Here is a 24,244-nt window from a genome sequence, read left to right as displayed (position 1 = left end):
CCGATACCGTTCCGCTCAACCGAGCGCAAATGACTTATCGTCAGAGCTGCTATCGCGAGAGCGACAGGGGAGCGCCGGACTTGGCGAGCACGCCGGAGAGGGCCGACGAGGAGCCGCGAAGGCGCGCCGCGACCGAGCCTCCGGTCTGGTAGAGGTAGACCTCGCCGTCCCGGTAATCCCACGCATTGACCTTCGACAGATCCTGGTTGGAGCAGCCCGAGGCGGAAGCCCGGTAGAGATCGAGCGCGGGCGAGCTCGAGAGCTGGATCCGGCAGGACTTGCCCGACGCATCGCGCGCGGACCAGCTGCCGACCACGGCCGTGCGGCTGGTGGGCGCCGCGGGAGCGGCAGGAGCAGCGGATACGCCCGGAGGGGGAGCCGGAGGAAGACCTGCGATGTCTGTTCCGCCCGCAGGCGGTGTCAGGCCTGAGTCGAGGGGTGCCTGCGCACCGGCGATGGGCGACAGCGGCTGGCCCTCGATGGGGGCAAGCGGCGCAGCCTCGACGGGCCCGGACGGCACGGCCTCTACGGGTGCGAGAGCCGGCGCAGCCGCGGCGCTACGTCCTGACGATCCACCCAGGCGGGTGGACGAGCATGCGCTCAGCGCCAAAGCGGCGCAGAGAGTAACGGTCAGGGCATAGGCACGGGATTTCATGTCGATCATCGCGGCAGATACTTCTTGGAACAGAGGAATCGATTCTTGTTTCAGTCGTTGCAGCTCTCCTGAAATGGCAGAGATGGGGTGCGAGTCAAGCCGAGGCGGTCCTGCAAGGCCCCGAATGCGACCGAGTTCGCGAGCAAGTGAGCATAAAAAAGCTCCCGGAGCGGACCAGGCCGCTCCGGGAGCCATGCAAAGAAACAGCAGCCTGGAGCCAGGCTTTTGTCTGGGTTAGACCGCGCGAGCCACCATCATCTTCTTCACCTCGGCAATGGCCTTTGCCGGGTTCAGGCCCTTCGGGCAGGTGTTGGCGCAGTTCATGATCGTGTGGCAGCGGTAGAGACGGAAAGGATCATGCAGGTTGTCGAGGCGCTCTCCGGTAGCCTCATCGCGGCTGTCGATGAGCCAGCGATAGGCTTGAAGCAGGGCTGCGGGACCCAGGAACCGGTCGCCGTTCCACCAATAGCTCGGGCAGGAGGTGGTGCAGCAGGCGCAGAGAATGCACTCGTAGAGACCGTCGAGCTTGGAGCGCTCTTCAGGCGTCTGACGCCATTCCTTCTCGGGCTCCGCCGTCTCCGTCTGCAGCCAGGGCTGGATCGAGGCGTGCTGGGCGAAGAAGCTCGTGAGATCCGGCACCAGATCCTTCAGCACCGGCATGTGCGGCAGCGGATAGATCTTGATCGAATCCGACGCGCAATCGTCGATGCCGAGCGTACAGGCCAGCGTGTTGCCGCCCATGATGTTCATGGCGCAGGAACCGCAGATGCCTTCGCGGCAGGAGCGGCGGAAGACCAGCGTCGAGTCGACGTTGTTCTTGATCCACAGAAGCGCGTCGAGAACCATCGGGCCGCAATCGTCGCGATCGACGTAATAGGTGTCGATGCGCGGATTGGCGCCGTCATCCGGGTTCCAACGATAGATGCGGAATTCCTGGACGTTGGAAGCCCCGGCCGGTTTCGGCCAGGTCTTGCCTTCGGTGTATTTGGAGTTCTTGGGAAGCGTGAACTGAGCCATTGTTTTCGTCTTCCTTAGTACACGCGAGCCTTCGGCTCGATGTACTGGATGTCGTTCGACATGGTGTAGGTGTGCACCGGACGGTAATCGAGGGTCACCTTGTGCGAGGTGTCGTCGAGCCATGCCAGCGTGTGCTTCATCCAGTTCTTGTCGTCGCGCTCGGAGAAGTCCTCGCGGGCGTGAGCGCCGCGGGATTCCTGACGGTTGGCGGCGCCTTCCATCGTGACGACGGCCTGACCGATGAGGTTGTCGAACTCGAGCGTCTCGAGCAAGTCGGTGTTCCAGATGAGCGAACGGTCCGTGACCTTGACGTCGGCGCTCGCGTTCCACACGTCGTGAATGAGCTTGCGGCCCTCTTCCAGAACCTCGCCGGTGCGGAACACCGCGCAGTTGTTCTGCATGGTGCGCTGCATCTGATTGCGCAGCTCGGCGGTCGAGGTCGAGCCGTTGGCATAGCGGAACTTGTCGAGACGCGAGAGCGCAAGCTCGTCGGCGTTCTTGGGCAGATCCGCGTGACGGGCATTCGGCTCCAGGATCTCGGCGCAGCGCAGGCCCGCCGCGCGGCCGAACACCACGAGGTCGATGAGCGAGTTCGAGCCGAGGCGGTTCGCGCCGTGCACGGACACGCAGGCCGCTTCGCCGAGCGCCATGAGGCCGGGCACCACCGTGTCGGGGTTGCCGTTCTTCAGGGTCAGCACTTCGCCGTGATAGTTCGTGGGAATGCCGCCCATGTTGTAGTGCACGGTCGGCAGAACCGGGATCGGCTCCTTCGTCACGTCGACGCCCGCGAAGATCTTCGCGCTTTCCGAGATGCCGGGCAGGCGCTCGTGCAGGATCTTCGGGTCGAGGTGATCGAGGTGCAGGTAGATGTGATCCTTGTTCTTGCCCACGCCGCGACCGGCGCGGATCTCCATGGTCATCGCGCGGGAGACCACGTCACGGGAGGCAAGGTCCTTCGCGGAAGGAGCGTAACGCTCCATGAAGCGTTCGCCTTCCGAGTTCGTCAGGTAACCGCCTTCGCCGCGCGCGCCCTCGGTGATGAGGCAGCCCGAACCGTAGATGCCGGTGGGATGGAACTGCACGAACTCCATGTCCTGCAGCGGCAAGCCGGCGCGCAGCACCATGGCGTTGCCGTCACCCGTGCAGGTGTGTGCGGAGGTTGCGGAGAAGTATGCGCGTCCGTAACCGCCCGTGGCGAGGATCGTCATGTGGGCGCGGAAGCGGTGGATCTCGCCGGTGGACTGATTGAGAGCCACGACGCCGATGCAGCGGCCGTCGGAATCCATCATCAGGTCGAGAGCGAAATACTCGATGAAGAAGTTCGTCTGGTTGCGGACGGCCTGGCCGTAGAGCGTATGGAGGATCGCGTGGCCCGTGCGGTCGGCGGCGGCGCAGGTGCGCTGCGCGGTGCCCTTGCCGAATTCGGTGGTCATGCCGCCGAAGGGACGCTGATAGATCTTGCCCTCAGCCGTGCGGGAGAAGGGAACGCCCCAGTGCTCCAGCTCATAGACGGCCGCGGGCGCGTTGCGCACCAGGTACTCGATGGCATCCTGGTCGCCGAGCCAGTCCGAACCCTTCACGGTGTCGTACATGTGCCAGCGCCAATCGTCCGGCCCCATGTTGCCGAGCGATGCGGAGATGCCGCCCTGCGCCGCCACCGTGTGCGAGCGGGTGGGGAACACCTTGGTGATGCAGGCGGTGCGAAGGCCGGCCTGCGAGCAGCCGACGGTGGCGCGAAGGCCTGCGCCGCCGGCACCCACGACCACCACGTCGAAGGTGTGGTCGATGATGTTATAGGCCTTGCCGTTGATGGCTGCGCCGTTCGTTGCTTGAGCCATGAGAGAATTCCTTAAACCAGGATGCGGCCGAGGCTGACCTTGAGAATGGCGTAGAGGCACGCCACGCCGATGATCGCGGCATAGAAGTTGTTCGCGATCAGGGCCGCGATCTTGTAGCCCTTCTCGTGCACGTAATCCTCGATGATGATCTGCATGCCGAGGCGCATGTGATTCACCACCGAGAGAACGGCGAGCAGCAGAATGATCGCGATCAGCGGATGCGAGATGATGGCGATGGCATCCTGATAGGACGGCGAGGCCGCCAGCGACGCGACGATGATCACGAAAGCGATGATGAGCGGGACGTTCGCCACCGCCGTGACACGATGGACCCACCAATGCTCGACGCCGTGCCCGGCAGCGCCGAGGCCCTTCACGCGGGCGAGCGGGGTACGCATGGAAACGCGGGTATCAGCCCTGTTGTCGGCCATGGCTTTTTCCTTAGAACGCGAGGAAGGCGATGACCCAGATCGCGAGGGTGAGCGCGACCGAGCCGATGAGAGTGAAGCGGGCCATGTTGATGCGCTGGGCCGCTTCCATGCCGTAGCCGAAATCCCAGACCAGGTGGCGCACGCCGCCGAGCATGTGATGCATGAGGATCCAGGTGTAGCCGAAGAGGATCAGGTAGCCGAGGGGCGAGCCGAAGAACCATTGCACGGCGTCGAACGCCGAGGGGCCGGAGGCCAGGGCCACGAGCCAGATCGCCAGCAGGGCGATGCCGCCGTAAAGCGCCGTGCCCGTAATACGGTGGGCGACGGACATCGCCATCGTCCAGCTCCAGCGGTAAACCTGAAGATGCGGGGACAAGGGGCGCGGGGCCACTTTCGCCTCAGCCATAGCTTTCACTCCTGATCGGCGACGCCGCGTCGCCCGTAGTTTGGAATGGTTCGTATCGGAAGCGCGGGAACACCGCAATGCGCCTTCCGCCCAAGATGACGACCACAGGCACACTTCGTCGGCGGCGAAGAATGCTCTCCCCTCGCTTATAGGACAATTTTTAATTATTCTTATCTCCCTTCGCGGATGACGAAGGAAAGATATGCAATTCGATCTGACGGACCTGAGCCTCTTCCGACATGTGGTCGAGGCAGGCAGCATCACCCATGGAGCGGAACGGGCCCATCTGGCGCTGGCCGCCGCGAGCACCCGCATCCGCAACATGGAGAAGTCGCTCGGTGCCCCTCTCCTTTTGCGCACCCGGGCCGGTGTGACGCTCACGCCTGCCGGACGCACCCTGCTTCAGCATGCCCGGACCCTCCTGGCCCAGGCCGAGAGGCTGAAGGAGGATCTCGGCTCCTTCACCGGCGGCTTGGCGGGACAGATCCGGATCCTCTCCAACACCAATGCCCTCACGGAGTTCCTGCCCGAGGCGCTCGGCGCCTTTCTGGCCCAGCATCCGCAGGTTTCCATCGATCTTGAGGAGCGGCTGAGCGACGAGATCGTGGGGCTGATCGCCGAAGGCGTGGGCGATATCGGCATCGTGGCCGGCACGGTGGATACGGGCCAGCTCGAAACCTATCCTTTCCGCAGCGACCGCTTCGTGCTGGCGGTCCCAACGGGCCACGCCCTCGCCTCCCATCCCAGCATTGCCTTCTCGAAGGTGCTGGAGCACGATTTCGTCGGGCTCGATCGGGCCAGCGCTCTCCAGCGGTTCCTCTCCAGCAAGGCGAGCCGCATCGGCCGGCCCCTTCGCCTCAGGGTACAGCTGCGCAGCTTCGACGCGGTCTGCCGCATGGTGGAGGCGGGCGTGGGCCTCGGGATCGTTCCGGAGACCACCGCCCAGCGCGCCGCCCGCACCATGGCGATCCACCCCGTCGCCCTGGAGGATTCATGGGCCGCCCGCGATCTGACCCTCTGCATTCGCTCTCTCAAGGATTTGCCCTCTTCGGCCCGGCAGCTCGTGGCGCATCTGCGGCAGGGCACCTGAGGCTCGCCTTCACGACGCCGTGAGCCGAGGAATAATGCCGCTTCACGATTGTCTTGACCAAAGGGGCGCCAAATCTCATCGCGGAGGATGACAATGCGTGGAACGAACGGCTTATCGCCCATGGCCTTCATCGGCCTCCTGGCCCTGGCCTCGCCGGCTGCGGCCCAGGCCCAGACGGCCTCTGCCGACACGAGCTTCTTCGTGACCAGCGTCGGCTCGGGCAAGGGCGCCGACCTCGGCGGGCTGGAAGGTGCGGACCGGCATTGCCAGACCCTCGCGGAAGCCGCCGGGATTCGCGGCAAGATGTGGCGGGCCTATCTCTCCACGCAGGCCACGGGCGGCGCCACCGCCGTCAACGCCAAGGACCGGATCGGCCGAGGCCCCTGGCAGAACGCCAAGGGCGTCGTCATTGCCAAGGACGTGGCGGACCTGCACAGCGCCAACAACAACCTCAACAAGCAGACAGCGCTCACCGAGAAGGGCGAGATGGTAAAAGGCCGAGGCGACCAGCCCAACCAGCACGACATCCTCACCGGGACGCAGGCCGACGGCACAGCCTTTGCTGGCGCGGAGGATCGCACCTGCGGCAACTGGACGAAGAGCGGCACGGACGGCGCCGTCATGCTCGGTCACCACGACCGCATGGGCCTGGACGACTCGCCGCCAGCCAAATCCTGGAACACCTCGCACCCCTCGCGAGGCGGATGCAGCCAGGATGCCCTGAAGAGCACCGGCGGCGCGGGACTGTTCTACTGCTTCGCGGCGAACTGATCAGGCTGCGAAATCCACCGCCGGCATGGCGAGGCCGCGGCGCAGGCATGCGGCCTCCAGGGTGTTGCGCAGGAGGCAGGCGATGGTCATGGGGCCGACGCCGCCGGGAACCGGCGTGATGGCGGAGGCCACGCCCGCCGCCTCCGCGTATGCTACGTCGCCCACCACCTTGGTCTTGCCCTCGCCTGCGGCCGGGTTCGGCACCCTGTTGATGCCCACGTCGATCACGATGGCGCCGGGCTTCACCCAATCGCCCCTGACCATCTCGGGCCGTCCGACGGCGGCGACCAGGATATCGGCCTCGCGGCATACGTCAGGCAGATCCCGGGTCTTGGAATGAGCCACCGTCACCGTGCAGCTCTGCGCGATCAGCAACTGCGCCATCGGCTTGCCGACGATGTTGGATCGGCCCACCACCACGGCATTCAAGCCCGCCAGATCCCGGCGGACGGACTGGATCAGCAGGAGGCAGCCGAGCGGCGTGCAGGACACGAGGCCCGGCACGCCGGTCATCAGCTTGCCCGCATTGATCGGATGGAAGCCGTCCACGTCCTTCGCAGGGTCGATGGCCTCGATCACCTTCTGCGCATCGATCTGCTTCGGCAGCGGCAATTGCACGAGAATGCCGTCCACCGCCGGATCGACATTGAGCTGCGCGACAAGGGTCAGAAGCTCGGCTTGCGTGGTGGAGGCAGGCAGCACGTGCTCGAAGGAGCGCATGCCGACTTCCACCGTCTGCTTGGCCTTGTTCTTCACATAGAGCTGGCTTGCCGGATCCTCGCCTACGATCACCACGGCGAGCCCCGGCGTCACGCCCTTGCCCGTCAGGTCCCTCACCGCGCTCGCGATGCGGGCGCGAAGGCCTTCCGCGTAGGCTTTTCCGTCGATGATGGCAGCGGTCATGGGCTAGCGTCCTGTCAAAGCAGCAATGTCTCTGGCGAGGGATTCTCCCTCACCCGCGATCAGAAATGTCTTCAGCCGGGCGGTCGCGCCGGTTTCCAGGCTCACCGCGGAGGCGGGAAGCCTCAACGCTTTGGCGAGCAGACGCCGGACGCCCTCATTGGCCGCCCCGTCCTCCGGCGCGGCCCGAACACGGACCTTGAGCACCGGCTTGCCGTCGGAGAGCACCTCCACTCCGTCGATGGCGTCGCGCCCGCCCCTGGGGGTCACGCGCAAGCGGACCTCGAGACCATCGGGACGGATGCGCCAAGGAAGGAGGCTCAAACGCCCTTCCCTCCTTAATAGACGAAGGGCAGCACGTAGTACCGGATGGCCCGGTCGATCAGCATGATGATCAGGATCAGGATGACCGGCGAGATGTCGACGCCGCCGAGATTGGGCATGATGTTCCGGATCGGCCGCAAGACAGGCTCGGTCACCGCGTCCAAAAACTTCCAGATCGAGCGGACGAACTCGCTGCGGGTATTGACCACGTTGAAGGCCACCAGCCAGCTCAGGATCGCAGAGGCGATGATGAGATATGTATAGAGCTGCAGGGCGACGAGAATGACTTCGAACAGAGCGCGCATGGGAAACCTGTCAGGAACGGGCGCTGCTCATGTAACCTTCCAAGCGGGGCTGAACAACCCATCACCGTCTCAAAAGCAGCCCTTCTCCTCCGAAAGGCGAGACTTCCCTGGTCTCTGGCTGATTGACGATCCCAGCCGTGAGGCCTAAAAATCGGCCCGCATGGTCTTTTTGCACCGGCCGGGGCTGTAGCTCAGATGGGAGAGCGCTGCAATCGCACTGCAGAGGTCAGGGGTTCGAATCCCCTCAGCTCCACCAAGCCTCTCCATCTTCCAGAATAATAGGCAATCTTCCCAGCCGCATGACGGTTGGGCGAAGTGGTGACCCTTCAGCCCATCCCGCCTGTTCTCTCGTCCTCAAGGCAGCGTGGGCTGCAAGTAGTCCCGAGAACGTGCCCTGGCAGCGGTTCCGGTCGGCTTTGGGATTTTCGCGGTGGCCTTGGCTTTCATCAGCTCCATCCGGGCCGCATCGAGCTTTTCGACCTGCTCCCGGTTGGTCCGTGTCAGCTCCCGAATTTCGCCTTTCATGTCAGCGATTTCGGATTTGAGCTCCTCGCATTCCGCAGCAAGGTTCGTCTCATGCTTCGCCTGAGCCTGGAGCTCGCGAACCAGCTTCTTCTGATCCGCCAATTTCTCCTGCAGTTTCCCGATTGTCTGCTCAGCTTTTGCGAGCAGACGCTTCATGTCCTTCGCCTGCTGCTCAAGCACAGCCGGCTCGGCGAGCTGCTGTTCTGATCCTTTACGAGTCACGGTTTGGCCAGCCTTTTTCGATCCATGTGTTTGCAAGAACAAACACAGAACGAGCACCGGGGTCAAGTCCGGTGTCATTGGCCAGCGGCGTCCAGCTCAAAGGGGGCATGCAATCGGCCAAGAGGGGGCTGCCGCGCCCCGCTGTGAGCAGTTCTTCCAGCGGAACTGCGGAAGCCTCCCAAACCCGCCGGGTCTAGCCCCGCAGCGCCTTTTCGATATCGTCGAGCACCTGAGCCTTGCCGATGCCGGTCAGGAAGGGCAGGCCTTTGAAGGTGGGCTTCCCGAGATCGTCCGGCACCGGGGTGGTTGCGACCACCACGTCCGCGTCAGCCGCCATGCTGCGCACTTCCGTGGCCTTACACTGACGGGTCATGACGGGAATGCCGCGTTCGGCCATGGCTTCTTCAATGGCATGCGCGACAACGGTCGATGTGGCGACGGCCGTTCCGCATGCGATGAGGACGACTTTCTGCTGAGCCATAGGGCACTCTCTTTGTTCAGGAAGGGAAAGCGGCGAAGGCTTCTTCCGGCGTCCGGGCGGACAACAGCGCAGACAGCGCACCCGGATTCTGGATGAAGCCCGCCACGGCTTGGAGCATTTCGATCTGCGCGTCCTTGTCATTCAAGGCAAGGGCCACCACGATTTGAACCGGCAGCTTCTCGTCCGGGTCGTCCATGCTCCCGAAGGACACGGGCTCCGTGAGCGTCGCTAGCGCAATAGCGGGCGCAATCACGTGCACGGGGTCCGAGTGCGGAACCGCCACATTGATTGCGCCGAGAGGCAGACCCGTCGGCATGGTGCGCTCCCGCTCGATCAAGGCGGCGGTGTAGTTTGCCTTGACCTTGCCCATCGCGATGAGGCGTTCGCCCAGAAGAGCGATCACCTCATCCGCGGATTGAGCCGAGACCCCCAGGCACATGGCCTGGGGGGACAGGATCGAGCGAAAGTCTACCGCCATCTTTTGCTTACTCCGCAGGCATCGCGCGGGTCTGGACGACCGGCTCTTCAGGCTCGGCACCGGCTGCGCGCTCCCAGGCCCGCGGCGCGGCGCGGAATCCGAAGAGGAGCGCGAGAACGGCGACGAGAACGATGCCGACACCCAACAGCCCCAGCGCCGAGATCGCGCTGATCACGAGATAGGGGATGTAGAGGAAGCCGTCGACGACGCTGGTGATGAGCGTGGCGTTGGCAGGCATCTGGAAACCGGCGGTCTGCGCGGTCGAGGTCATGAGCGGCGAGAGCGCCATGCCCACATAGAAGCCGACGATCAGCGTCACCGTGCCGATCACGATCATGCGGAAGACGTTGCCGTTCACGATGGGAGCGGCCATGGCCACGATGAACGGGATCACCGCAAGATCCGCGAACAGGATGATCCTGTTCCCGGGCAGGATGATCGAGAGAAGGATCGCCACCGGCACGAGCACCAGGGAGCTCGCGATGGCGGCGGGGTGCCCGATCAGGATGGCCGAGTCGAGACCCACATTGATTTCCCGGTTGCCGGCGCGCTTCTGCACGAACTCGCGGGCGGCTTCCGAGACAGGGATCAGGCCTTCCATGAGGATCTTCACCATGCGCGGCAGCAGCAGCATCACGGCCGCGAGATTGATGCCGGTCTTCAGGGACTGGGAGATGACGGTGCCTGCATCGCCCGCGTTGTAATAGGCGGCAAAGCCGAGGATAAGGCCGATGATGAGGCCGAGCACGATGGGCTCGCCGAAGACGCCGAGGCGCTTCTGCACGGTGTCGGTATCGAGCTGAATGTTGTTGATGCCGGGGATGCGATCCATGAGCCAGTTCAGGCCAATCGCGATCGGAACGATCTGCGCGGAGGCGAGGTGCGGCACGGATACGCCAGGAACACCGTAGAACCGCTGCACGCCCTTGGCTGTCCAATCGGCGAGCACCAGCGAGAGAGCCGCCATCAGCGCCGCCGCCATGAGGCCATAGCCGAGGCTGCCGGTCGCAGCCACCACGAGCGAGCCGACGAAGGCGAAGTGCCAGAAATTCCACACGTCCACATTAAGCGTTCGCGTCAGTCCTGCGAGAAGCAGCGCCACATTGACCAGGATGCCGATGGGGATCACCCAGAGGCCGACCGAGGAGCCGAAGGCGATGGCCGCAGCCGAGGGCCAGCCCACATCGACGATATCGCGCTGTATGCCCGTGTTCTTGACGATGGCCTGCGCGACTTCGCCGAGCGTGGTCAGCATCAGCCCCAGCACCAGATTGATGCCGATGAAGGCGATGCCGATGGTCAAGCCTGCCCGGAAGGCGCGACCGGGCTTGGCGCCCAGCACGAGCGCGATGACGAAGATGATGATCGGCAGCAGAACCGTTGCGCCGAGCGTGTCGACGACGCCTTTGAAGGCGGTCAAAATACTGTCCATGGTCTTTACCCTCCCAGTGAGTCTCACTGTCGTCTGGCATTCTTTCGTCCAGCGCTCGACATGACCCGCCCGACCCTGGCGAGATCGAATGGATTAGATCATCTGTTTCTTGAGGGTGCAATATGTTCTGAGAAGCGTCCTTTGTTGTCTCAGTGACAAGCCTAAGCTAGAAACCTTTCATGACCCAGAATAAGACGCGAAAGAAGAACGCTGCCGCCGCGTCCGTCGAAACCGACGAAGGCCCGATTTCTATCGGGCGCCGCTCGGACCGTCTCAGGCTTCGCGCCGCCTGGATGTATCATGTGGAGGAGATGACCCAGAGTGCCATCGCGGAGGCGTTGGGCATTGGCCGCGTCACCGTCGTGCGCCTTCTGTCCGATGCGCGCGACCGGCATGAGGTCCGCATTTCCCTCAACCGGAATGTATCGGAACTGACGGCCCTCGAGATGGCGCTTGAGCGGGCTTTCGGCATCGGAGAGGCAGTGGTAGCGCCACTCTCGTCACCGGACGCCGATCCGACGAGACCCATCGCGGCCGCGACGGGCCAGTTCGTTTCCGAGTTCCTGCAGCCTGGAATGAAGATCGGCGTCGGCTGGGGCAAGACCCTGCATCAGGCGCTCCACTTCATCAGCGACCGCCAGATTCCCGACATCTCCGTCGTGTCGCTCCTGGGCGGCATCGTGAAGGCCAAGCAGTACAATCCCACCGAGTTCGCGTGGCAGTTCTCCCGGTTGCTTCAGTCGGAATGCTTCCTGCTGCCCGCACCGGCCCTCGTCGACAGCATTGAGACCAAGCGCACGCTCATCGAGCGCTGCGGATTGTCCGAGATTTTCGATGTGGCTCGCTCCCTCGACACCGTCCTGCTCAGCGTCGGCGGCATGACGGCGGACGCGACGGCCTACCGCTTCGGCTATTTCTCGGAGCAGGACAGGCTTGCGCTCGTCAAGGAAGGCGCGGTCGGCGACCTGCTCTATTATTTCTATGGAGTCGACGGCCGCCTTGTGGATCACCCGACCAACGATCGCGTCATGGCGATCCCCGTCGAAAGCCTTGCTGCGGCTCCCAATCGCATTCTCACGTCGGGCGGCCCCAACAAGGTCGATGCGATCATTGGCGGCATTCGCATGGTGAAGCCGACAGTGTTTATCACCGACGAGGTCACGGCCTCTGCGATTCTCAAGGCAGTCGGGGTAAACGCCCCTTAAGCCCCATCCTTTTTCAGATCTGAGAGAGCCTCATGTCTCCGGAACTTGTCATTTTCGATTGCGACGGCGTGCTGGTGGACAGCGAGATTCTTGCAAGCCAAGCCATGTGCTCGGTACTCCAGGCGCAGGGCGTTGCGGCGACCCCCGCGATGGTGGCTGCCTGCGTGGGCATGAAGCGCGATGACATCCTCGCGCGGATCGCATCGCAAACCGGAACAACGATCAGCCCGGAGACAGCAGACGATATCTGGCCAGCCACCCGCGCCCTGTTCGTCGAGAAGCTGAAACCCACACCGGGCGTGCCCGCCTTCCTCAGCAAACTTCCCTATCGCCGCTGCGTCGCCTCGTCTTCGGACAAGACCCGCATCCGGCTCAGCCTCGAGGTTACGGGCCTCCTGCCGTTCTTCGGAGACGACTTCTTCAGTTCCCACGAAGTCGAGCGGGGCAAGCCTGCGCCGGACCTGTTTCTGCACGCCGCCAGGCAAATGGGCGTGCGTCCTGAGAACTGCGTCGTCATCGAAGATTCGCCGTTCGGCGTTCAAGGCGCCCGCGCTGCCGGCATGACGGCCATCGGCTATATCGGCGGCAGCCATCTGGAAGAACCCCATGCGGAGGTTCTCCTCGAAGCCGGCGCTCATTACGTGGAAGCGGATTGGAACGCCATCGGCAAACATATCGGCCTGTGACGCGTTGATCCGCTATCGTTAAGCCTCACGGAAACGCCCCGCGGGATCCATCATGCGACGGCCAAGCATCACCTTCCTTCGAGCAAGGGATACGCTTCGGAAGATCCGCTATACAATCCGCCATGAGGCGGGGATGATCGACAGGGCATTGGATGCCATCGGATCCGAGTTCGCTCCACGCTCCCTCCCTATTCACATCCTTCCCGACAAGCCGCTCCTGCAATTCTCGGATGCCGTGTTCGGATCGCTGGAGAAGGCCGCGAAGATCGCCCTGCAGGAGCCGGGGGAGCTGCGCGTCCTGTCCGGCCCCGTCAAGCCGATCTCCTCGCTCCTGAGCGATACATCGCTCAACAATTACGCCAGGGGCCCGTCGGATTTCGTCACGATCATCTACCGGTATATCGGCCACCTGCTGAGAGACCTGCCGGTCGAGAACGTCTATGTTTCGGAGCATGCCATCGAGTCCGTCAGGCAGAACCTGCAGAGCCGTTACGGCACTTTGATCGCCGAGGTTGCCGAGGCTGACAGGAGGCCGGTGACGGAAGCAAAGGATTTCGAGCGTCAGGCCGAGCTTTGCGCGGCTCTTGCCTGCGAGATCGACATGGCGCGTCCGATCCGCCGGTTCGACATCGTGCAATCTCCGGACACGTCTTCGCAGCCCGCTATGGAATCCCCGAACCGTCTCTGTGCAGCGATCGTCGGCCTCGCGCTCGCGATAGCCTCCAAGCGCCCCGCGGCTGTCACCATGAAGACTTCGGACGTTCTGGAGAGCGGCAGGCTCGTTGTGCAAGCCCGCCTCCCCGAATTTACGGCGGCCATGGATTCGCGTGTTCCCGTTCAGTCCCTGACGGGAGAGTTCCTGCGGGTCCTGCCCTATCTGCCCTAGAGCTCGATAATGCGCTTCTTGGCGCGGGCGATGGAGGCCGGGCTCATGCTCAACTCGGTCACGCCCATGCGGACGAACTCCGGAATGAGATCCTCACGCGCGGCCGCCTCACCGCAGACGCCTACCCAGATTCCCGCTTTCGTCGCGGCCTGACAGATCATGTCCACGGCCTTCAGCACGGCAGGATGATCCGCACGGTTGAGCTTGACGAGACGCGGATTGAGACGGTCGGCCGCCATCACGTATTGCGTCAGATCGTTGGTGCCGATGGAGAAGAAATCCGCCTCCGTCGCCAACTCGTTGGCGGTCAGGGCCGCCGCAGGCGTTTCCATCATGATGCCGAGTTCGATCTCGCCGAAGGGCACGTTCTGCGAGCGAAGCTCAGTCCTGCACTCCTCCACGAGCGCCTTGACCGCCTTCAGCTCCGAAATGTCGGCGATCATCGGCACCATGACCTTGATGTTGCCCACAACTGCCGCGCGCAGAAGCGCCTTCAGCTGCGGGCGAAAGATCTCCGGCTGGTCGAGGCACATGCGAACGCCGCGCCAGCCCAGGAACGGATTTTCCTCCTCGGGAAATTCGATGCCCGCCACAGGTTTGTCGCCGCCCACATCGAGCGTGCGCACGATCACCGGACGCGGCGCGAAGGCGCGGGCGAGTTCGGTGTAGATCGCCGTCTGCTCGTCTTCCGTCGGCAGCACCTTGCGCTCCATGAAGAGCAGCTCCGTGCGGAACAGACCCACGCCCATGGCGCCGGCCTTGAGCGCCGCGTCGACCTCGCTGAGCGAGCCCAGATTGGCCGCGACCTCGATCAGCTTTCCGTCGCGTGTTCTCGGCTCTACATGCGCAAAGGCCGCAAGCTGCTCGCGGGCCTCGGCCTCCTTGCGGATGCGCTCGCGATAAGCGGCCGCCACATCCTCGGAAGGATCGAGCACGACCTCGCCGGTGCTGCCGTTGATGGCGACTGTCTTCGCCGCGCGAAGCGCCTCGAGAGAACCGCCATATCCGAGCACGGCCGGCAGACCGTGGGTCCTTGCCATGATGGCCACATGCGACGTGGTGGAACCTGTCGTGCAGAGAATGCCGCCGATGCGGCTGATCGGCGCTTTCGCAAAATCCCAGGCGCTGATCTCTTCCGCGACGATGATCGCGCCATCAGGAACGTCGGCCAGGGTCGCATCCTTGCGGCCGAGCAATGTCAGGGCGATGTTGCGCGCAACACCACGGATGTCTTCCGCCCGCGCACGGATATAGGCATCGCTCATCGCCTCGAAGCTGCGGGCGAGCTCCTCGCCGGCGGACACCGTGGCATGGACGGCATCGTCGCCGTTGCGAATGCGGTTCTTGATCTGCTCGACGAGTTCGGCATCGTGAGCGACGTCCACGAGGGCGTCGATGATCTGGAGGTCGTCGGGCTTCAGGCCCGCGCGGTCGCGCCCTTCGAGAAGGGCTGCAACCGTCTGGGCCACGGCCGCCTCATAACGCAGAACCTCTTCTTCGATCCGCTCCACGGGGATCTGGCGCCGGTCGGCGACGAGGTCTTCATGAAAGAACGGATAGACGGGGCCGAGGGCCGTGCCCTCGCCTGCCGGGATTCCCTTGGCACCTTCGGAGGCTGCAGGCGCCGTGGCTTGCTGAGGCGAAGGTTGCGGTTTTTCGGCGGCGGAAGCGCCGCTCGCTCCGCCGACGTCCAAGCCGGCATCGGGCGTTTCCAGAAAGCGTGCGAGCGCATCCATGGCGACAGCTGCGTCCTCGCCGCTGGCGCGGATGATGAGCTCGTCGTTCTCCTTCACACCGAGAAGCATGAGCTTCACGGAGCTCTTGGCGCTGACGCCCTGTTCGCCGCGAACGAGTTCGATGTCGGACTGGAAGCTCTTGGCAAGCTTGACGAATTGGGTCGCTGGACGCGCATGCAGCCCATCGCGAACTCTGACGCAAACGGTCCGTTCAACCTGCATCGCTCATCTCCAAAGAAAAAGGGGCGGCGAACGGGTCGCCGCACAAATACTTCAACAAATCACGATCCGCCTTAAGCGGCGGTCTCAATCACAATCTCAGCACCGGAAGCGAGGGCGCCGAGCAGAGTGGCGGCATCGACCGGGGAAGCGCAAAGCTCCCCCGGGCGTCCGGCGGTTTCGGCTCCGTCGAAATTGATGACGACGTGGCCCATATCCGCAACCTTCTTCCATGCCAGTTCTCCAACAGCCGTCAGCTTGGCGGAGACATTGCCGATGCGAAGCACCGCGCCCACCGGCGGTTCATCCGCGGTCGGTCCGGCCTGCACATCGTGCAGCACCGAAACTTCTGCAAGCTCCGGCGGTGCTCCCGCTGCATAGAGGATCAGGACGCCGCCTTCGATGAGTTCAGGAACTTCGGAGCCGACATCGGTGATCTTGGTCTGGTAGAAAACGGTCATGGATCTCTTTTTCTTTAGAGGAAGAAGCTCGCTCCGTAGGCGATCAGGACCGCGATTGGTCCGGTGATCTGGCGGCTTAGAAGAACGGCGGGAACACCGATCTCGATGGTCTTCGGCTTGGCTTCACCAAGGGCGAGACCGACGGGAACGAAGTCGCAGCCGACCTGCGCGTTGTAGGCAAACAACGCTGGAAGGGCCATTGCGGGTGCAATGGTGCCATTGGCTATCTGCGGACCGATGATCGCCACGCCGATCACCTGCGCGATGACCGCACCCGGCCCGAGCACGGGCGAGAGGAACGGCAGGGCGCAAATGGCCGAGAGCACGATGAGGCCGACGATGTTGTTGGCCAGCGGTCCCATGGGCTGGGCCAGCAGATCGCCGATGCCGGTGTACAGAATGAAGCCGATCAGCATGGTCACGAAGGCCATGAACGGCAGCACGTTGCGGATGACCTGATCGATCGTCCGGCGTCCGGCATTGAAGAAGATCGCAACCGCCCGGCCCATGACGCGGCCGACGCTGGTGACGATCTTGATGAAGCCGCCGGCGGGAGGCGGGGTCTGGGCGATATCCTCGCGGGCTTCGGCTGCGGCCGCACCCACGGACGGCGACAGGTCCGAAGCTCCTGCTGCGGCAGGCGTCGGAATATCGGACTCGTCCGCATAGGACAGGCTCGCCTCCTTCACGCCCGACACGTAGATGTCTTCGGTGATGAACTGGGCGAGCGGTCCCGATTGCCCGACAGGTGTCAGGTTGATCGTCGGAATCCGCTTGCGCGGATAGACGCCACACCGGGCGGTTCCACCGCAATCGATCACGACGGCGGCGATTTCGCCTTCGACAGGCGGCGCGCGGAATCCATCGACGACCGTTGCGCCGGTCATGTCCGCGAGCTTCTGCGCCAGCGGAGGAATTCCGCCACCGGTCACGGCGACGATCTTGTCCTTCTGCGATGTCGGCTTGATGACCAGGGGACCGCCCCAGCCGCTAGAGCCGCGATCGACACGAACTGCTTTAAACTTTTTTTCCATGGCACCCTCCATCGTCGCTCAGAGCTTCACGCCTTCGCGGCGAGCCATGATCTGCGTGATCTTTTCCGTCACGATGCCTCTGATGAGGATCACGACGACACCGACGATGAAGTACCAGACAGCCAGATTCACGTGCCATCCGGCCGGCAGCTTTCCGCTGGATTCAAGCTGCTGCAGAGCCACCAGAACGCCGCCCCACACGAAGTATTCGCCCGCATTGGCATGGGGGAAGAGACCGGTGATGGGATGACAGAAAGACACGGCCGAGTCGTAGAAGGCGGGCTTGTGCTTCTCTTCGAGGAAGGTTCCGAAGGTATAGGCCATCGGGTTGGTGAGGAAGAACATCGCCATGACGGGCAGCACCGTGTAGCGCGTCAGCGCGATGCGACCCGCTGCGCGCGCCAATCCATGCACCCGCTGCTCGCCGACGATTTCCGTGACCGCGTAGAAGGCAGTCATCAGCACGATGAGGGTTGGAATGATGCCGGTCACGAAGCCGGTGAAGACTTGTCCACCCTGCTGGAAGACCCCGATGAAGTGACGACCGATGGTGGAGAGCCATCCGAGCTGCTCCTCCTGGGCGACGTTCTTCACGCGCTCGGCGAAATCGGCGCCGGTGGCGGGAGCAGCCGGAGCCGCATTCTGCGCCAGGATGATCAGGTCACCTGACGCCTGGCCTGCGATCTGGCTTGCGTGTGCGCCGTCGGCTGCTCCAAGGCCGTGGACGGCATGGCTTGCACTGAGCGATGCGTAGTGAAGACTGTCACTCACAACATCGATGTGCTGAGCCATCGTGCTGAAGATTGTCATGGTTCCTCCCTTTGACAAAGGGCCTGGCCGGCCCCCCCACTCTCTTTTAGATCCAGCCGGGCTATGCCGGCTGGTCTCGTAGCGCAGCCGCAGCCTCGCTTTTCCGAGCCTTCGCATTCTCGATCTGTTGAAGAGCCTGCTCTAAAGCCTGCTTGCGTCCACGCATTCCAATGAAGGCTTCGTCGGCGAGAAGGCTGACGACATCGCGGCCCTCGAACTGGTCCAAGCGCTTGAACTTGGCGAAAACGCTGCGCCCCTCCATCACGAACAGGTCCCGGATCGTATCGTCAGGAGCCACAACGAGGATGAGAATGACGCCGCGTCCCAGGCTGGCGCGGGCATTGCCGACGCCCATATAACCGTCGGTCCAGCGGCTATGGATCGTCCCCATCACCTCACGGTAGTGGCGCATCTGGAGCCAAGTCCCGACGGCCTGAAGCAGCCATACAGCGGCGAGCAGGAGCAAGCCGATCTGCCAAAGAGCCATCACCCACCTCCAGCTTGAACCATGCAAGCGAAGTACGCGTTTCCTTTAAGGTCCATCATCGGTCCTGGGGGCCGAGTTTGTCCATTCTCCTTACGAGGAGAACATTTGCCATATCAAGTGTCAATGTGTACATAACAGTGCTTATTGAAAGCGGAGAGAATGCCCTGTCACGGGCAGGGCCTCGACCGGGACTTCCCGGCATTCCCTCACTTGGGAGCGCAACGATGGATCTGACCCTCAGCAAGGAGCTCGTCCGTATCCCGGATCTGAGGCATCAAGTCCAAAGCCTCCATCGATTTCGCAGCAGCTTTAACCGCGGCATCGATCTCGTCGCTCAGCACATGAGCGTAGCGGTTGAGGTCGATGAAAGCATAAGCACTCTGGCATTTCTGAATTGGGCGGAGAAGCTCGCTCAAGCAAAGCAATTCAATCCCCAGAACAGCGCGGATTTCTGCACCTTTACCTGCGGCCTTCTTCTGGCCGAACTCATTCGCACGGCACCCATAAGGATTCCGGATGAACCTGATCGGCCCAACGCCGGCGGTCTGCCGGGGGAAACCCTGGCCATTGCGGCGTTCTGGCCTGAAGGCTTTCTGCTCACCAGCTATTGCGCCAGCCTGCTCGACGCGATCCTGCAACAGGATTTCAGAACCTCCCTATCCCTTGCTCCAGCCGCAACAGAGATCAGGACTTGGTGGTCGTTTCGCGAGAACACCGCAGACGACCCGTCGGCTGCGATCGGCTTCTTCGATCTCTTTGTCGGCAAGGAGCCGCATTGGCAGCACCTGGGTTGGGCTTCGCTGCGGGATACCGTGAAGGACGAGATGCAGCCTGTGCTGCAATAGCCGGAACAGGTCCTTGAGGGGCCGTTCACCAGCCTGCTGAAACTGAGTTCCAAGGCGCGTAGAGCCGATAAGGTTACTGTACATATTCTTTGACCAAAGCACAAAAGTTCAGTACTTGGTCTAAGATCATTTCAGGAAGAAGGGAGGCTTCGATGACAGGTGTCACGCAATTGGGTTTGGCGGCCGAGCTTGCAGCACGGATGGAGAAATCCGGTCCGATTACCATCGGCCTGGCCGGCGCTGGCCAGATGGGAACCGACATCGTCGTCGAGGTCGCTCTCATGACCGGCGTGCGCATCGGCGCGATTTCCGAGGTCCGTACCGAGGCTGCGCGCGATGCGGCTCTCCTCTCCGGCTTCGCCGCCGATGACATCGTGAACGCCTCCAGCCCTTCCGACATCGACCGCGCCATCGAGGCGAACAAGATCGCCATTACCGACGACCTCAATGCTCTTTGCGCCGCAGGCCGCATCGACGTGGTGATCGACGCCACCGGCAACCCGAACATCGGCACGCTTTTCGCGCTCGAGGCCATGAAGAACGGCAAGCATGTCGTCATGCTGAACGTGGAAGCCGACATCACCGTCGGCCGCTTCCTCAAGGAGGAGGCCCGCAAGGCCGGCGTGGTCTACACCGGCGCTGCCGGCGACGAGCCTGCCTGCACGATGGAGATCATCAGCTTCGCCCAGAGCCTCGGTTTCGAGATCGTGGCCGCCGGCAAGGGCAAGAACAATCCGCTGAAGTTCGACGCCATGCCTGCCGATTACGAGCAGGAAGCCCGCGAGCGCAACATGAATGCGCGTATGCTGGTGGAGTTCGTGGACGGTACCAAGACCATGGTCGAGATGGTGGCGGTTGCCAACGCCACCGGCCTGGTGCCTGACGTCCCTGGCATGCACGGCCCGAAGGCCACCCGCGAGGAGCTGGCGCAGGTGCTGTGCACCAAGGAAGACGGCGGCATTCTCAGCCGGTCGGGTGTGGTCGACTACTCCATCGGCAAGGGCGTTGCGCCCGGCGTGTTTTGCATCGTGAAGCCGAAGCACCCGCGCGTGCTGGAGCGCATGATCGACCTGAAGGTGGGCCCCGGTCCATGCTTCTCGATCCTGCGCCCGTATCACCTCACAAGCCTCGAGACGCCGCTGTCGGCCGCCCGCGCCGTTGCCTTCGGCAAGCCCGACATGCAGCCGCTCGATCATCCCGTGGCCGAATGCGTGTCGGTGGCCAAGCGCGACCTGCAGCCGGGCGAGACGCTCGGCAAGATCGGCGAGACGGATTATCGCGGCTTCGCCATGACCTGGAGCGAAGCGCGGTCGGAGAAGGCTCTGCCGCTCGGCCTGTCGGAGCGCGCCAAGGTGATCAAGCCCATCAAGGCCGGCGAGCGTCTCACCTACGACAACTGCCAGCCCGATGAATCCTTCATCGTCACGCAGATCCGCCGTCGTCTCGACGAGGCCGATCAGCGTTTCGTGTCGGCTGCCTGAACCCGAACGGGCGGCCTTGCGCCGCCCCCACCCCCTCTGCCGAGAGAACAGTCATGGCTCAATCCACGACCAACAAGGCGGCGGCTTCGGCACATGCCGCCAATCTGCCGGATATCTACCGGCGCCTGTCAGCCGACGATCTGCGCGAGGCGCTGCGCAAGATGCACCTCATCCGCCGCTTCGAGGAAAGCGCGGAAGAATCCTACATGCGCGGCCTCATCCATGGCACGATGCACCTGTCGATTGGCCAGGAGGCCAGCGCCGTAGGCATCTGCATGCCCCTGTCGGACGCCGACTACATCACCTCCACACACCGAGGCCACGGCCACTGCATCGGCAAAGGCGCCGAGGTGAAGAAGATGCTCGCCGAGTTCTTCGGCAAGGAAGACGGCTATTGCCGCGGCCGGGGCGGCTCCATGCACATCGCCGATGTGAGCAAGGGCAATCTTGGCGCGAACGGCATCGTAGGCGGCGGCATTCCGATTGCAGTCGGCGCGGCCCTTTCCATGAAGAAGCAGGGCAAGGATTCCGTCGTCGTGTCGTTCTTCGGTGACGGCGCCAACAACGAAGGCGCATTCCACGAGGCACTCAACATGGCCGCCGTCTGGAAGCTGCCGGTGGTCTTCGTGTGCGAGAACAATGGCTACGGCATGTCCACCTCGACGAAGCGCTCGACGGCGGTGCCGAACATCGCCGACCGCGCCAGCGCGTATGCGATGCCGGGCGTCATCGTCGACGGCAACAATTTCGCCGAGGTCGCCGCGGCCTCCTTCGAGGCCTGCGACCGCGCACGCCGCGGCGAGGGTCCGACGCTGATCGAGAGCAAGACCTACCGCATTCGCGGCCACTCGCGCTCGGATCGCAACCGCTACCGCACGAAGGAAGAGATCGAGTCCTGGCAGGCCCGTGACCCCATCGGGATCTTCGAGAAGGAGCTCACGGATCTCGGACTGATCACGCCCGAGGAGATCGAGAAGGTTCGCGCCGAGGTGGAAGTCGAGATCGCCGAAGGTCTCGAATTCGCGAAGGCCAGCCCCTCGCCCTCACCCTCCGACGTCACCCGCTATGTCTACACGGATTGAACCTGCCATGGATGCGAATGTGCGTGAACTCAGCTATGCCCAAGCCATCCAGGAGGCGATGGCCATCGCCATGGAGCAGGACGAGCGTGTCTTCCTCATGGGCGAGGACATCGGCGTCTATGGCGGCGCGTTCCAGGTGACCGGCGACCTGGTTCATCGCTTCGGCGAGGACCGGGTGATGGACACCCCGATCTCCGAGCTCGGCGGCGCAGGCGTCGCGGTCGGCGCGGCCCTTACAGGCATGCGCCCGATCTTCGAGTTCCAGTTCTCGGATTTCGCGACGCTCGCCATGGAGCAGATCGTGAACCAGGCTGCGAAGATCCGTTATATGCTCGGCGGCAATGTCTCCGTGCCGCTCGTCATGCGCTTCCCCGCAGGTTCCGGCACGGGTGCTGCGGCCCAGCACAGCCAGAGCCTCGAAGCCTGGCTCGCGCACGTGCCCGGCCTGAAAGTGGTTCAGCCTTCGACACCGCACGATGCGAAGGGCCTTCTGCTCGCAGCCGTCGCCGATCCCGACCCGGTGATGATCTTCGAGCACAAGCTGCTCTACAAAATGAAGGGCCCGGTGCCTGAGGGCTATTACACGGTGCCGATCGGCAAGGCCGAGACGCGCCGCCAGGGCCGTGACCTCACCATCGTCGCCACCGCGATCATGGTGCATAAATCGCTCGATGCGGCTGCACAGCTCGCGGAGGAAGGCATCGACGTCGAGGTGATCGACCTGCGCTCACTTCGTCCCATGGACACGCCTGCCATCATCGAAAGCGTGAAGAAGACCTCGCGCCTCCTGTGCGTCTATGAGGGCGTGAAAACGCTCGGCATCGGCGCGGAGGTCAGCGCGGCAATCGCCGAGAGCGAGGCCTTCGACTATCTCGATGCGCCGGTGATGCGTCTGGGTGGCGCGGAATCTCCGCTTCCCTACAATCCGGACCTCGAGAAGGCCGCCGTGCCGCAGGTTCCCGATATCGTCGCCGCTGCGCGCAAGCTCGTTCGCAAGGAGGCCTGACATGCCGACTGAGGTGATCCTGCCGCGGGTCGACATGGATATGTCGACAGGCAAAGTCTCCAAGTGGTTCGTGGAAGAGAACGCCAAGGTCGAAAAGGGCCAGGTGATCTTCGAGATCGAAACCGACAAGGCTGCGATGGAAATCGAGGCGCCCGTCTCAGGCATCATTCGGGATGTAACCGGCGAGGAAGGCAAGGAAGTACCGGTCGGAAGCGTGGTCGCCATGATCTATGGCGAGAACGAAGCCTACACGGCTCCTGCTGCCCCGGCTGAAGCGGCACCCGCTCAGGCCGCTGGCGGCCCGGTTCAAGCCGCGCCCGGAGCGCCCATCGACATCCCGACCGCAACCGATGCTCCTGCCGAGCCTTCCTATTCGGCTCCGTCAACGCCTCCGGGATCGTCCCTGGCCGCTCAAGCGCCGGAACGGGAACCTGCTCCTGCCGACTCGCATGGCATTCGCGCCACCCCGCTTGCCCGCCGTCTGGCACGCGAGCGTGGAATCGAGCTGAGCCGGCTGCGCGGGTCGGGGCCTCGCGGCCGCATCCAGCACAGCGACGTGCTGGAGCATGTCAGCGCCAGGGGCGCATCCTCCGAGACGCGTCCTGCCGCTCCCGCCGAGCACTCCTCCTCCCGCGCGCCGGCAGCTTCATCGGGGCCGCGTGAGGCAGGCGCCTTGAACCGGGTCTGGCTGCGTCAGGGAACGGGCACGCCGCTCGTGCTGATCCATGGCTTCGGCTCCGACCTGAACAGCTGGCGTCCCCTTCTGGTCTCCATGCCCGCGGATCGTCCGATCCTCGGCATCGACCTGCCCGGGCATGGACGCTCGCCGCTCACCAGTGAAAGCACACTCGACGATCTGGCTGCGTCCGTTATCGACACCCTTCTCGAGGAAGGTGTCGAGAGCCTGCATCTGATCGGCCATTCCCTCGGGTCGGCCGTCGCGGCCACAGCCGCCGCTCAATCGCAGCTCGATATCCGCTCGCTGATGCTGCTGTCGCCCGCCGGTCTGGGCCCCGACATGAACGGCGCCTTCATCTCCGGCTTCCTGCGCGCCACGAGCGAGGCGAGCCTTGCTCCATGGGTTCGCGAACTTGCCTTTGAGGAGAGCAGCCTGGGCCCGTCCTTCGTCAGCGCAACGCTGCGCGCCCGCAACGGCACGCTAACGCAATCGCAGGAACAGCTCGCGGCCCGCCTCTTCCCGGACGGTACGCAATCCTTCACCATCCGCCACCTGCTGGAAAACTTCGATTGGCCGGTGAAGGTGGTCTACGGCACGGAAGACCGAATCATTCCGGCCCGGCACGCGGCAGGCCTGCCGGGGACAGTGGCCGTCCACCTCTTTCCGGCCACCGGTCACATGCCGCAAATCGAGCAGCGGCACGCCATCGGTCGGCTTGCGGCAGAACTTGCCCGTCTCGGATAGGCGGCTGA

General features: G+C 63.6%; 27 protein-coding genes and 1 tRNA gene. 11 read left to right on the top strand and 17 right to left on the bottom strand.

The genetic code is table 11. The features are described 5' to 3' along the window. Nucleotides 1–49: 49 nt before the first annotated feature. From BLP10_RS04465 to sdhC, 5 genes are all read right to left on the bottom strand, one after another. On the bottom strand, nt 50–664 hold the full coding sequence (locus tag BLP10_RS04465; RefSeq protein WP_244510392.1) for an AprI/Inh family metalloprotease inhibitor: 615 nt from the start codon (nt 662–664) through the stop codon (nt 50–52). Nucleotides 665–889: 225 nt separating this feature from the next. After that, entirely contained in the window at nt 890–1,672 is a 783-nt protein-coding gene (locus tag BLP10_RS04460; protein WP_091130745.1) for a succinate dehydrogenase iron-sulfur subunit, read from the bottom strand. Between the two features lie 14 nt (nt 1,673–1,686). Continuing rightward, a complete protein-coding gene (gene sdhA, locus BLP10_RS04455; protein WP_091130743.1) occupies nt 1,687–3,510 on the bottom strand; it encodes a succinate dehydrogenase flavoprotein subunit in 1,824 nt (607 codons plus the stop codon). An 11-nt stretch (nt 3,511–3,521) separates the two neighbouring features. Beyond that, nucleotides 3,522–3,941: a succinate dehydrogenase, hydrophobic membrane anchor protein gene (sdhD, locus tag BLP10_RS04450; RefSeq protein WP_091130742.1), complete on the bottom strand. Its 420-nt coding sequence runs from the start codon at nt 3,939–3,941 to the stop codon at nt 3,522–3,524. Between the two features lie 10 nt (nt 3,942–3,951). Continuing rightward, entirely contained in the window at nt 3,952–4,347 is a 396-nt protein-coding gene (gene sdhC / locus BLP10_RS04445) for a succinate dehydrogenase, cytochrome b556 subunit (protein ID WP_091130741.1), read from the bottom strand. A 202-nt stretch (nt 4,348–4,549) separates the two neighbouring features. On the opposite strand from sdhC, the gene BLP10_RS04440 reads away from it, so the two are divergent. Further along, nucleotides 4,550–5,437, top strand: a complete 888-nt coding sequence (locus tag BLP10_RS04440) for a LysR family transcriptional regulator (protein WP_091130739.1) — start codon at nt 4,550–4,552, stop codon at nt 5,435–5,437. Nucleotides 5,438–5,530: 93 nt separating this feature from the next. Further along, the gene (locus BLP10_RS04435; RefSeq protein WP_091130737.1) at nt 5,531–6,208 is read left to right on the top strand and encodes a hypothetical protein; all 678 of its coding nucleotides are present in this window, start codon (nt 5,531–5,533) and stop codon (nt 6,206–6,208) included. Here the strand turns inward: BLP10_RS04435 and folD are convergent, their stop codons facing one another. Genes folD through BLP10_RS04420 form a run of 3 tightly spaced genes read right to left on the bottom strand, consistent with a single transcriptional unit; the run spans nt 6,209 to nt 7,737 of the window. Beyond that, nucleotides 6,209–7,111 carry a bifunctional methylenetetrahydrofolate dehydrogenase/methenyltetrahydrofolate cyclohydrolase FolD gene (folD, locus tag BLP10_RS04430; RefSeq protein WP_091130736.1) on the bottom strand — a complete coding sequence of 301 codons (903 nt, stop codon included), beginning with the start codon at nt 7,109–7,111 and terminating at the stop codon, nt 6,209–6,211. It abuts the gene before it with no gap. A gap of 3 nt (nt 7,112–7,114) precedes the next feature. Further along, on the bottom strand, nt 7,115–7,432 hold the full coding sequence (locus BLP10_RS04425; RefSeq protein WP_091130733.1) for a DUF167 family protein: 318 nt from the start codon (nt 7,430–7,432) through the stop codon (nt 7,115–7,117). Nucleotides 7,433–7,446: 14 nt separating this feature from the next. Next, nucleotides 7,447–7,737 carry a YggT family protein gene (locus tag BLP10_RS04420; RefSeq protein ID WP_091130730.1) on the bottom strand — a complete coding sequence of 97 codons (291 nt, stop codon included), beginning with the start codon at nt 7,735–7,737 and terminating at the stop codon, nt 7,447–7,449. A 180-nt stretch (nt 7,738–7,917) separates the two neighbouring features. Here BLP10_RS04420 and BLP10_RS04415 point away from each other — a divergent pair. Continuing rightward, a tRNA-Ala gene (locus tag BLP10_RS04415) sits at nt 7,918–7,993 on the top strand. Between the two features lie 98 nt (nt 7,994–8,091). On the opposite strand, the gene BLP10_RS04410 is transcribed toward BLP10_RS04415, so the two are convergent. The 4 genes from BLP10_RS04410 to BLP10_RS04395 all read right to left on the bottom strand — a co-directional run bounded on the left by BLP10_RS04410 (nt 8,092) and on the right by BLP10_RS04395 (nt 10,875). Next, nucleotides 8,092–8,550 carry a hypothetical protein gene (locus BLP10_RS04410; RefSeq protein WP_139165432.1) on the bottom strand — a complete coding sequence of 153 codons (459 nt, stop codon included), beginning with the start codon at nt 8,548–8,550 and terminating at the stop codon, nt 8,092–8,094. 127 nt (nt 8,551–8,677) lie between these two features. Next, a complete protein-coding gene (locus BLP10_RS04405) occupies nt 8,678–8,965 on the bottom strand; it encodes a PTS sugar transporter subunit IIB (RefSeq protein WP_091130724.1) in 288 nt (95 codons plus the stop codon). Nucleotides 8,966–8,981: 16 nt separating this feature from the next. Continuing rightward, entirely contained in the window at nt 8,982–9,443 is a 462-nt protein-coding gene (locus BLP10_RS04400; RefSeq protein WP_091130721.1) for a PTS sugar transporter subunit IIA, read from the bottom strand. Nucleotides 9,444–9,450: 7 nt separating this feature from the next. Continuing rightward, nucleotides 9,451–10,875 carry a PTS galactitol transporter subunit IIC gene (locus tag BLP10_RS04395; protein WP_091130712.1) on the bottom strand — a complete coding sequence of 475 codons (1,425 nt, stop codon included), beginning with the start codon at nt 10,873–10,875 and terminating at the stop codon, nt 9,451–9,453. 179 nt (nt 10,876–11,054) lie between these two features. On the opposite strand from BLP10_RS04395, the gene BLP10_RS04390 reads away from it, so the two are divergent. The 3 genes from BLP10_RS04390 to BLP10_RS04380 all read left to right on the top strand — a co-directional run bounded on the left by BLP10_RS04390 (nt 11,055) and on the right by BLP10_RS04380 (nt 13,652). After that, a complete protein-coding gene (locus tag BLP10_RS04390) occupies nt 11,055–12,080 on the top strand; it encodes a sugar-binding transcriptional regulator (protein WP_091130711.1) in 1,026 nt (341 codons plus the stop codon). Nucleotides 12,081–12,112: 32 nt separating this feature from the next. Beyond that, entirely contained in the window at nt 12,113–12,766 is a 654-nt protein-coding gene (locus BLP10_RS04385) for an HAD family hydrolase (RefSeq protein WP_091130710.1), read from the top strand. A 133-nt stretch (nt 12,767–12,899) separates the two neighbouring features. Continuing rightward, nucleotides 12,900–13,652 carry a hypothetical protein gene (locus BLP10_RS04380; RefSeq protein WP_091130707.1) on the top strand — a complete coding sequence of 251 codons (753 nt, stop codon included), beginning with the start codon at nt 12,900–12,902 and terminating at the stop codon, nt 13,650–13,652. Here the strand turns inward: BLP10_RS04380 and ptsP are convergent. The 5 genes from ptsP to BLP10_RS04355 all read right to left on the bottom strand — a co-directional run bounded on the left by ptsP (nt 13,649) and on the right by BLP10_RS04355 (nt 18,399). Then, nucleotides 13,649–15,610, bottom strand: a complete 1,962-nt coding sequence (gene ptsP, locus BLP10_RS04375) for a phosphoenolpyruvate--protein phosphotransferase (RefSeq protein ID WP_091130699.1) — start codon at nt 15,608–15,610, stop codon at nt 13,649–13,651. The two genes, BLP10_RS04380 and ptsP, sit on opposite strands and share 4 nt — an antisense overlap. Before the next feature lie 71 nt (nt 15,611–15,681). Further along, the gene (locus tag BLP10_RS04370; RefSeq protein WP_091130692.1) at nt 15,682–16,068 is read right to left on the bottom strand and encodes a PTS glucitol/sorbitol transporter subunit IIA; all 387 of its coding nucleotides are present in this window, start codon (nt 16,066–16,068) and stop codon (nt 15,682–15,684) included. Nucleotides 16,069–16,082: 14 nt separating this feature from the next. Then, nucleotides 16,083–17,102 carry a PTS glucitol/sorbitol transporter subunit IIB gene (srlE, locus tag BLP10_RS04365; protein ID WP_091132032.1) on the bottom strand — a complete coding sequence of 340 codons (1,020 nt, stop codon included), beginning with the start codon at nt 17,100–17,102 and terminating at the stop codon, nt 16,083–16,085. A gap of 18 nt (nt 17,103–17,120) precedes the next feature. Next, nucleotides 17,121–17,912, bottom strand: coding sequence for a PTS glucitol/sorbitol transporter subunit IIC (gene srlA, locus BLP10_RS04360; RefSeq protein WP_091130688.1), 792 nt, complete (start codon nt 17,910–17,912; stop codon nt 17,121–17,123). A 61-nt stretch (nt 17,913–17,973) separates the two neighbouring features. Further along, the gene (locus tag BLP10_RS04355; protein ID WP_091130669.1) at nt 17,974–18,399 is read right to left on the bottom strand and encodes a transcriptional regulator GutM; all 426 of its coding nucleotides are present in this window, start codon (nt 18,397–18,399) and stop codon (nt 17,974–17,976) included. 224 nt (nt 18,400–18,623) lie between these two features. Here BLP10_RS04355 and BLP10_RS04350 point away from each other — a divergent pair, with 224 nt between their 5' ends. The 5 genes from BLP10_RS04350 to BLP10_RS04330 all read left to right on the top strand — a co-directional run bounded on the left by BLP10_RS04350 (nt 18,624) and on the right by BLP10_RS04330 (nt 24,236). After that, nucleotides 18,624–19,244, top strand: coding sequence for a hypothetical protein (locus tag BLP10_RS04350; RefSeq protein ID WP_091130668.1), 621 nt, complete (start codon nt 18,624–18,626; stop codon nt 19,242–19,244). A 152-nt stretch (nt 19,245–19,396) separates the two neighbouring features. Then, nucleotides 19,397–20,725, top strand: a complete 1,329-nt coding sequence (locus BLP10_RS04345; protein WP_091130663.1) for an NAD(P)H-dependent oxidoreductase — start codon at nt 19,397–19,399, stop codon at nt 20,723–20,725. 53 nt (nt 20,726–20,778) lie between these two features. Next, a complete protein-coding gene (locus tag BLP10_RS04340) occupies nt 20,779–21,807 on the top strand; it encodes a thiamine pyrophosphate-dependent dehydrogenase E1 component subunit alpha (RefSeq protein WP_091130656.1) in 1,029 nt (342 codons plus the stop codon). A 7-nt stretch (nt 21,808–21,814) separates the two neighbouring features. Beyond that, nucleotides 21,815–22,813, top strand: a complete 999-nt coding sequence (locus BLP10_RS04335; protein ID WP_091130647.1) for an alpha-ketoacid dehydrogenase subunit beta — start codon at nt 21,815–21,817, stop codon at nt 22,811–22,813. 1 nt (nt 22,814) lies between these two features. After that, the gene (locus BLP10_RS04330; RefSeq protein WP_091130643.1) at nt 22,815–24,236 is read left to right on the top strand and encodes an acetoin dehydrogenase dihydrolipoyllysine-residue acetyltransferase subunit; all 1,422 of its coding nucleotides are present in this window, start codon (nt 22,815–22,817) and stop codon (nt 24,234–24,236) included. Nucleotides 24,237–24,244 lie beyond the last annotated feature (8 nt).

It is taken from the genome of Microvirga guangxiensis (assembly GCF_900102135.1).
Taxonomy (GTDB): Bacteria; Pseudomonadota; Alphaproteobacteria; order Rhizobiales; family Beijerinckiaceae; genus Microvirga; species Microvirga guangxiensis.
Note: the sequence above shows the minus strand (reverse complement) of the source record. Positions and strands in the feature narration are given on the sequence as shown.

What these genes read in the sequence shown, in the direction of transcription:
- BLP10_RS04465 (WP_244510392.1), bottom strand. Translation starts at nt 664, where the DNA reads ATGATCGACATGAAATCCCGTGCCTATGCCCTGACCGTTACTCTCTGC.
- BLP10_RS04460 (WP_091130745.1), bottom strand. Translation starts at nt 1,672, where the DNA reads ATGGCTCAGTTCACGCTTCCCAAGAACTCCAAATACACCGAAGGCAAG.
- sdhA (WP_091130743.1), bottom strand. Translation starts at nt 3,510, where the DNA reads ATGGCTCAAGCAACGAACGGCGCAGCCATCAACGGCAAGGCCTATAAC.
- sdhD (WP_091130742.1), bottom strand. Translation starts at nt 3,941, where the DNA reads ATGGCCGACAACAGGGCTGATACCCGCGTTTCCATGCGTACCCCGCTC.
- sdhC (WP_091130741.1), bottom strand. Translation starts at nt 4,347, where the DNA reads ATGGCTGAGGCGAAAGTGGCCCCGCGCCCCTTGTCCCCGCATCTTCAG.
- BLP10_RS04440 (WP_091130739.1), top strand. Translation starts at nt 4,550, where the DNA reads ATGCAATTCGATCTGACGGACCTGAGCCTCTTCCGACATGTGGTCGAG.
- BLP10_RS04435 (WP_091130737.1), top strand. Translation starts at nt 5,531, where the DNA reads ATGCGTGGAACGAACGGCTTATCGCCCATGGCCTTCATCGGCCTCCTG.
- folD (WP_091130736.1), bottom strand. Translation starts at nt 7,111, where the DNA reads ATGACCGCTGCCATCATCGACGGAAAAGCCTACGCGGAAGGCCTTCGC.
- BLP10_RS04420 (WP_091130730.1), bottom strand. Translation starts at nt 7,737, where the DNA reads ATGCGCGCTCTGTTCGAAGTCATTCTCGTCGCCCTGCAGCTCTATACA.
- BLP10_RS04405 (WP_091130724.1), bottom strand. Translation starts at nt 8,965, where the DNA reads ATGGCTCAGCAGAAAGTCGTCCTCATCGCATGCGGAACGGCCGTCGCC.
- BLP10_RS04400 (WP_091130721.1), bottom strand. Translation starts at nt 9,443, where the DNA reads ATGGCGGTAGACTTTCGCTCGATCCTGTCCCCCCAGGCCATGTGCCTG.
- BLP10_RS04395 (WP_091130712.1), bottom strand. Translation starts at nt 10,875, where the DNA reads ATGGACAGTATTTTGACCGCCTTCAAAGGCGTCGTCGACACGCTCGGC.
- BLP10_RS04390 (WP_091130711.1), top strand. Translation starts at nt 11,055, where the DNA reads ATGACCCAGAATAAGACGCGAAAGAAGAACGCTGCCGCCGCGTCCGTC.
- BLP10_RS04385 (WP_091130710.1), top strand. Translation starts at nt 12,113, where the DNA reads ATGTCTCCGGAACTTGTCATTTTCGATTGCGACGGCGTGCTGGTGGAC.
- BLP10_RS04380 (WP_091130707.1), top strand. Translation starts at nt 12,900, where the DNA reads ATGATCGACAGGGCATTGGATGCCATCGGATCCGAGTTCGCTCCACGC.
- ptsP (WP_091130699.1), bottom strand. Translation starts at nt 15,610, where the DNA reads ATGCAGGTTGAACGGACCGTTTGCGTCAGAGTTCGCGATGGGCTGCAT.
- BLP10_RS04370 (WP_091130692.1), bottom strand. Translation starts at nt 16,068, where the DNA reads ATGACCGTTTTCTACCAGACCAAGATCACCGATGTCGGCTCCGAAGTT.
- srlE (WP_091132032.1), bottom strand. Translation starts at nt 17,102, where the DNA reads ATGGAAAAAAAGTTTAAAGCAGTTCGTGTCGATCGCGGCTCTAGCGGC.
- srlA (WP_091130688.1), bottom strand. Translation starts at nt 17,912, where the DNA reads ATGACAATCTTCAGCACGATGGCTCAGCACATCGATGTTGTGAGTGAC.
- BLP10_RS04355 (WP_091130669.1), bottom strand. Translation starts at nt 18,399, where the DNA reads ATGGCTCTTTGGCAGATCGGCTTGCTCCTGCTCGCCGCTGTATGGCTG.
- BLP10_RS04350 (WP_091130668.1), top strand. Translation starts at nt 18,624, where the DNA reads ATGGATCTGACCCTCAGCAAGGAGCTCGTCCGTATCCCGGATCTGAGG.
- BLP10_RS04345 (WP_091130663.1), top strand. Translation starts at nt 19,397, where the DNA reads ATGACAGGTGTCACGCAATTGGGTTTGGCGGCCGAGCTTGCAGCACGG.
- BLP10_RS04340 (WP_091130656.1), top strand. Translation starts at nt 20,779, where the DNA reads ATGGCTCAATCCACGACCAACAAGGCGGCGGCTTCGGCACATGCCGCC.
- BLP10_RS04335 (WP_091130647.1), top strand. Translation starts at nt 21,815, where the DNA reads ATGGATGCGAATGTGCGTGAACTCAGCTATGCCCAAGCCATCCAGGAG.
- BLP10_RS04330 (WP_091130643.1), top strand. Translation starts at nt 22,815, where the DNA reads ATGCCGACTGAGGTGATCCTGCCGCGGGTCGACATGGATATGTCGACA.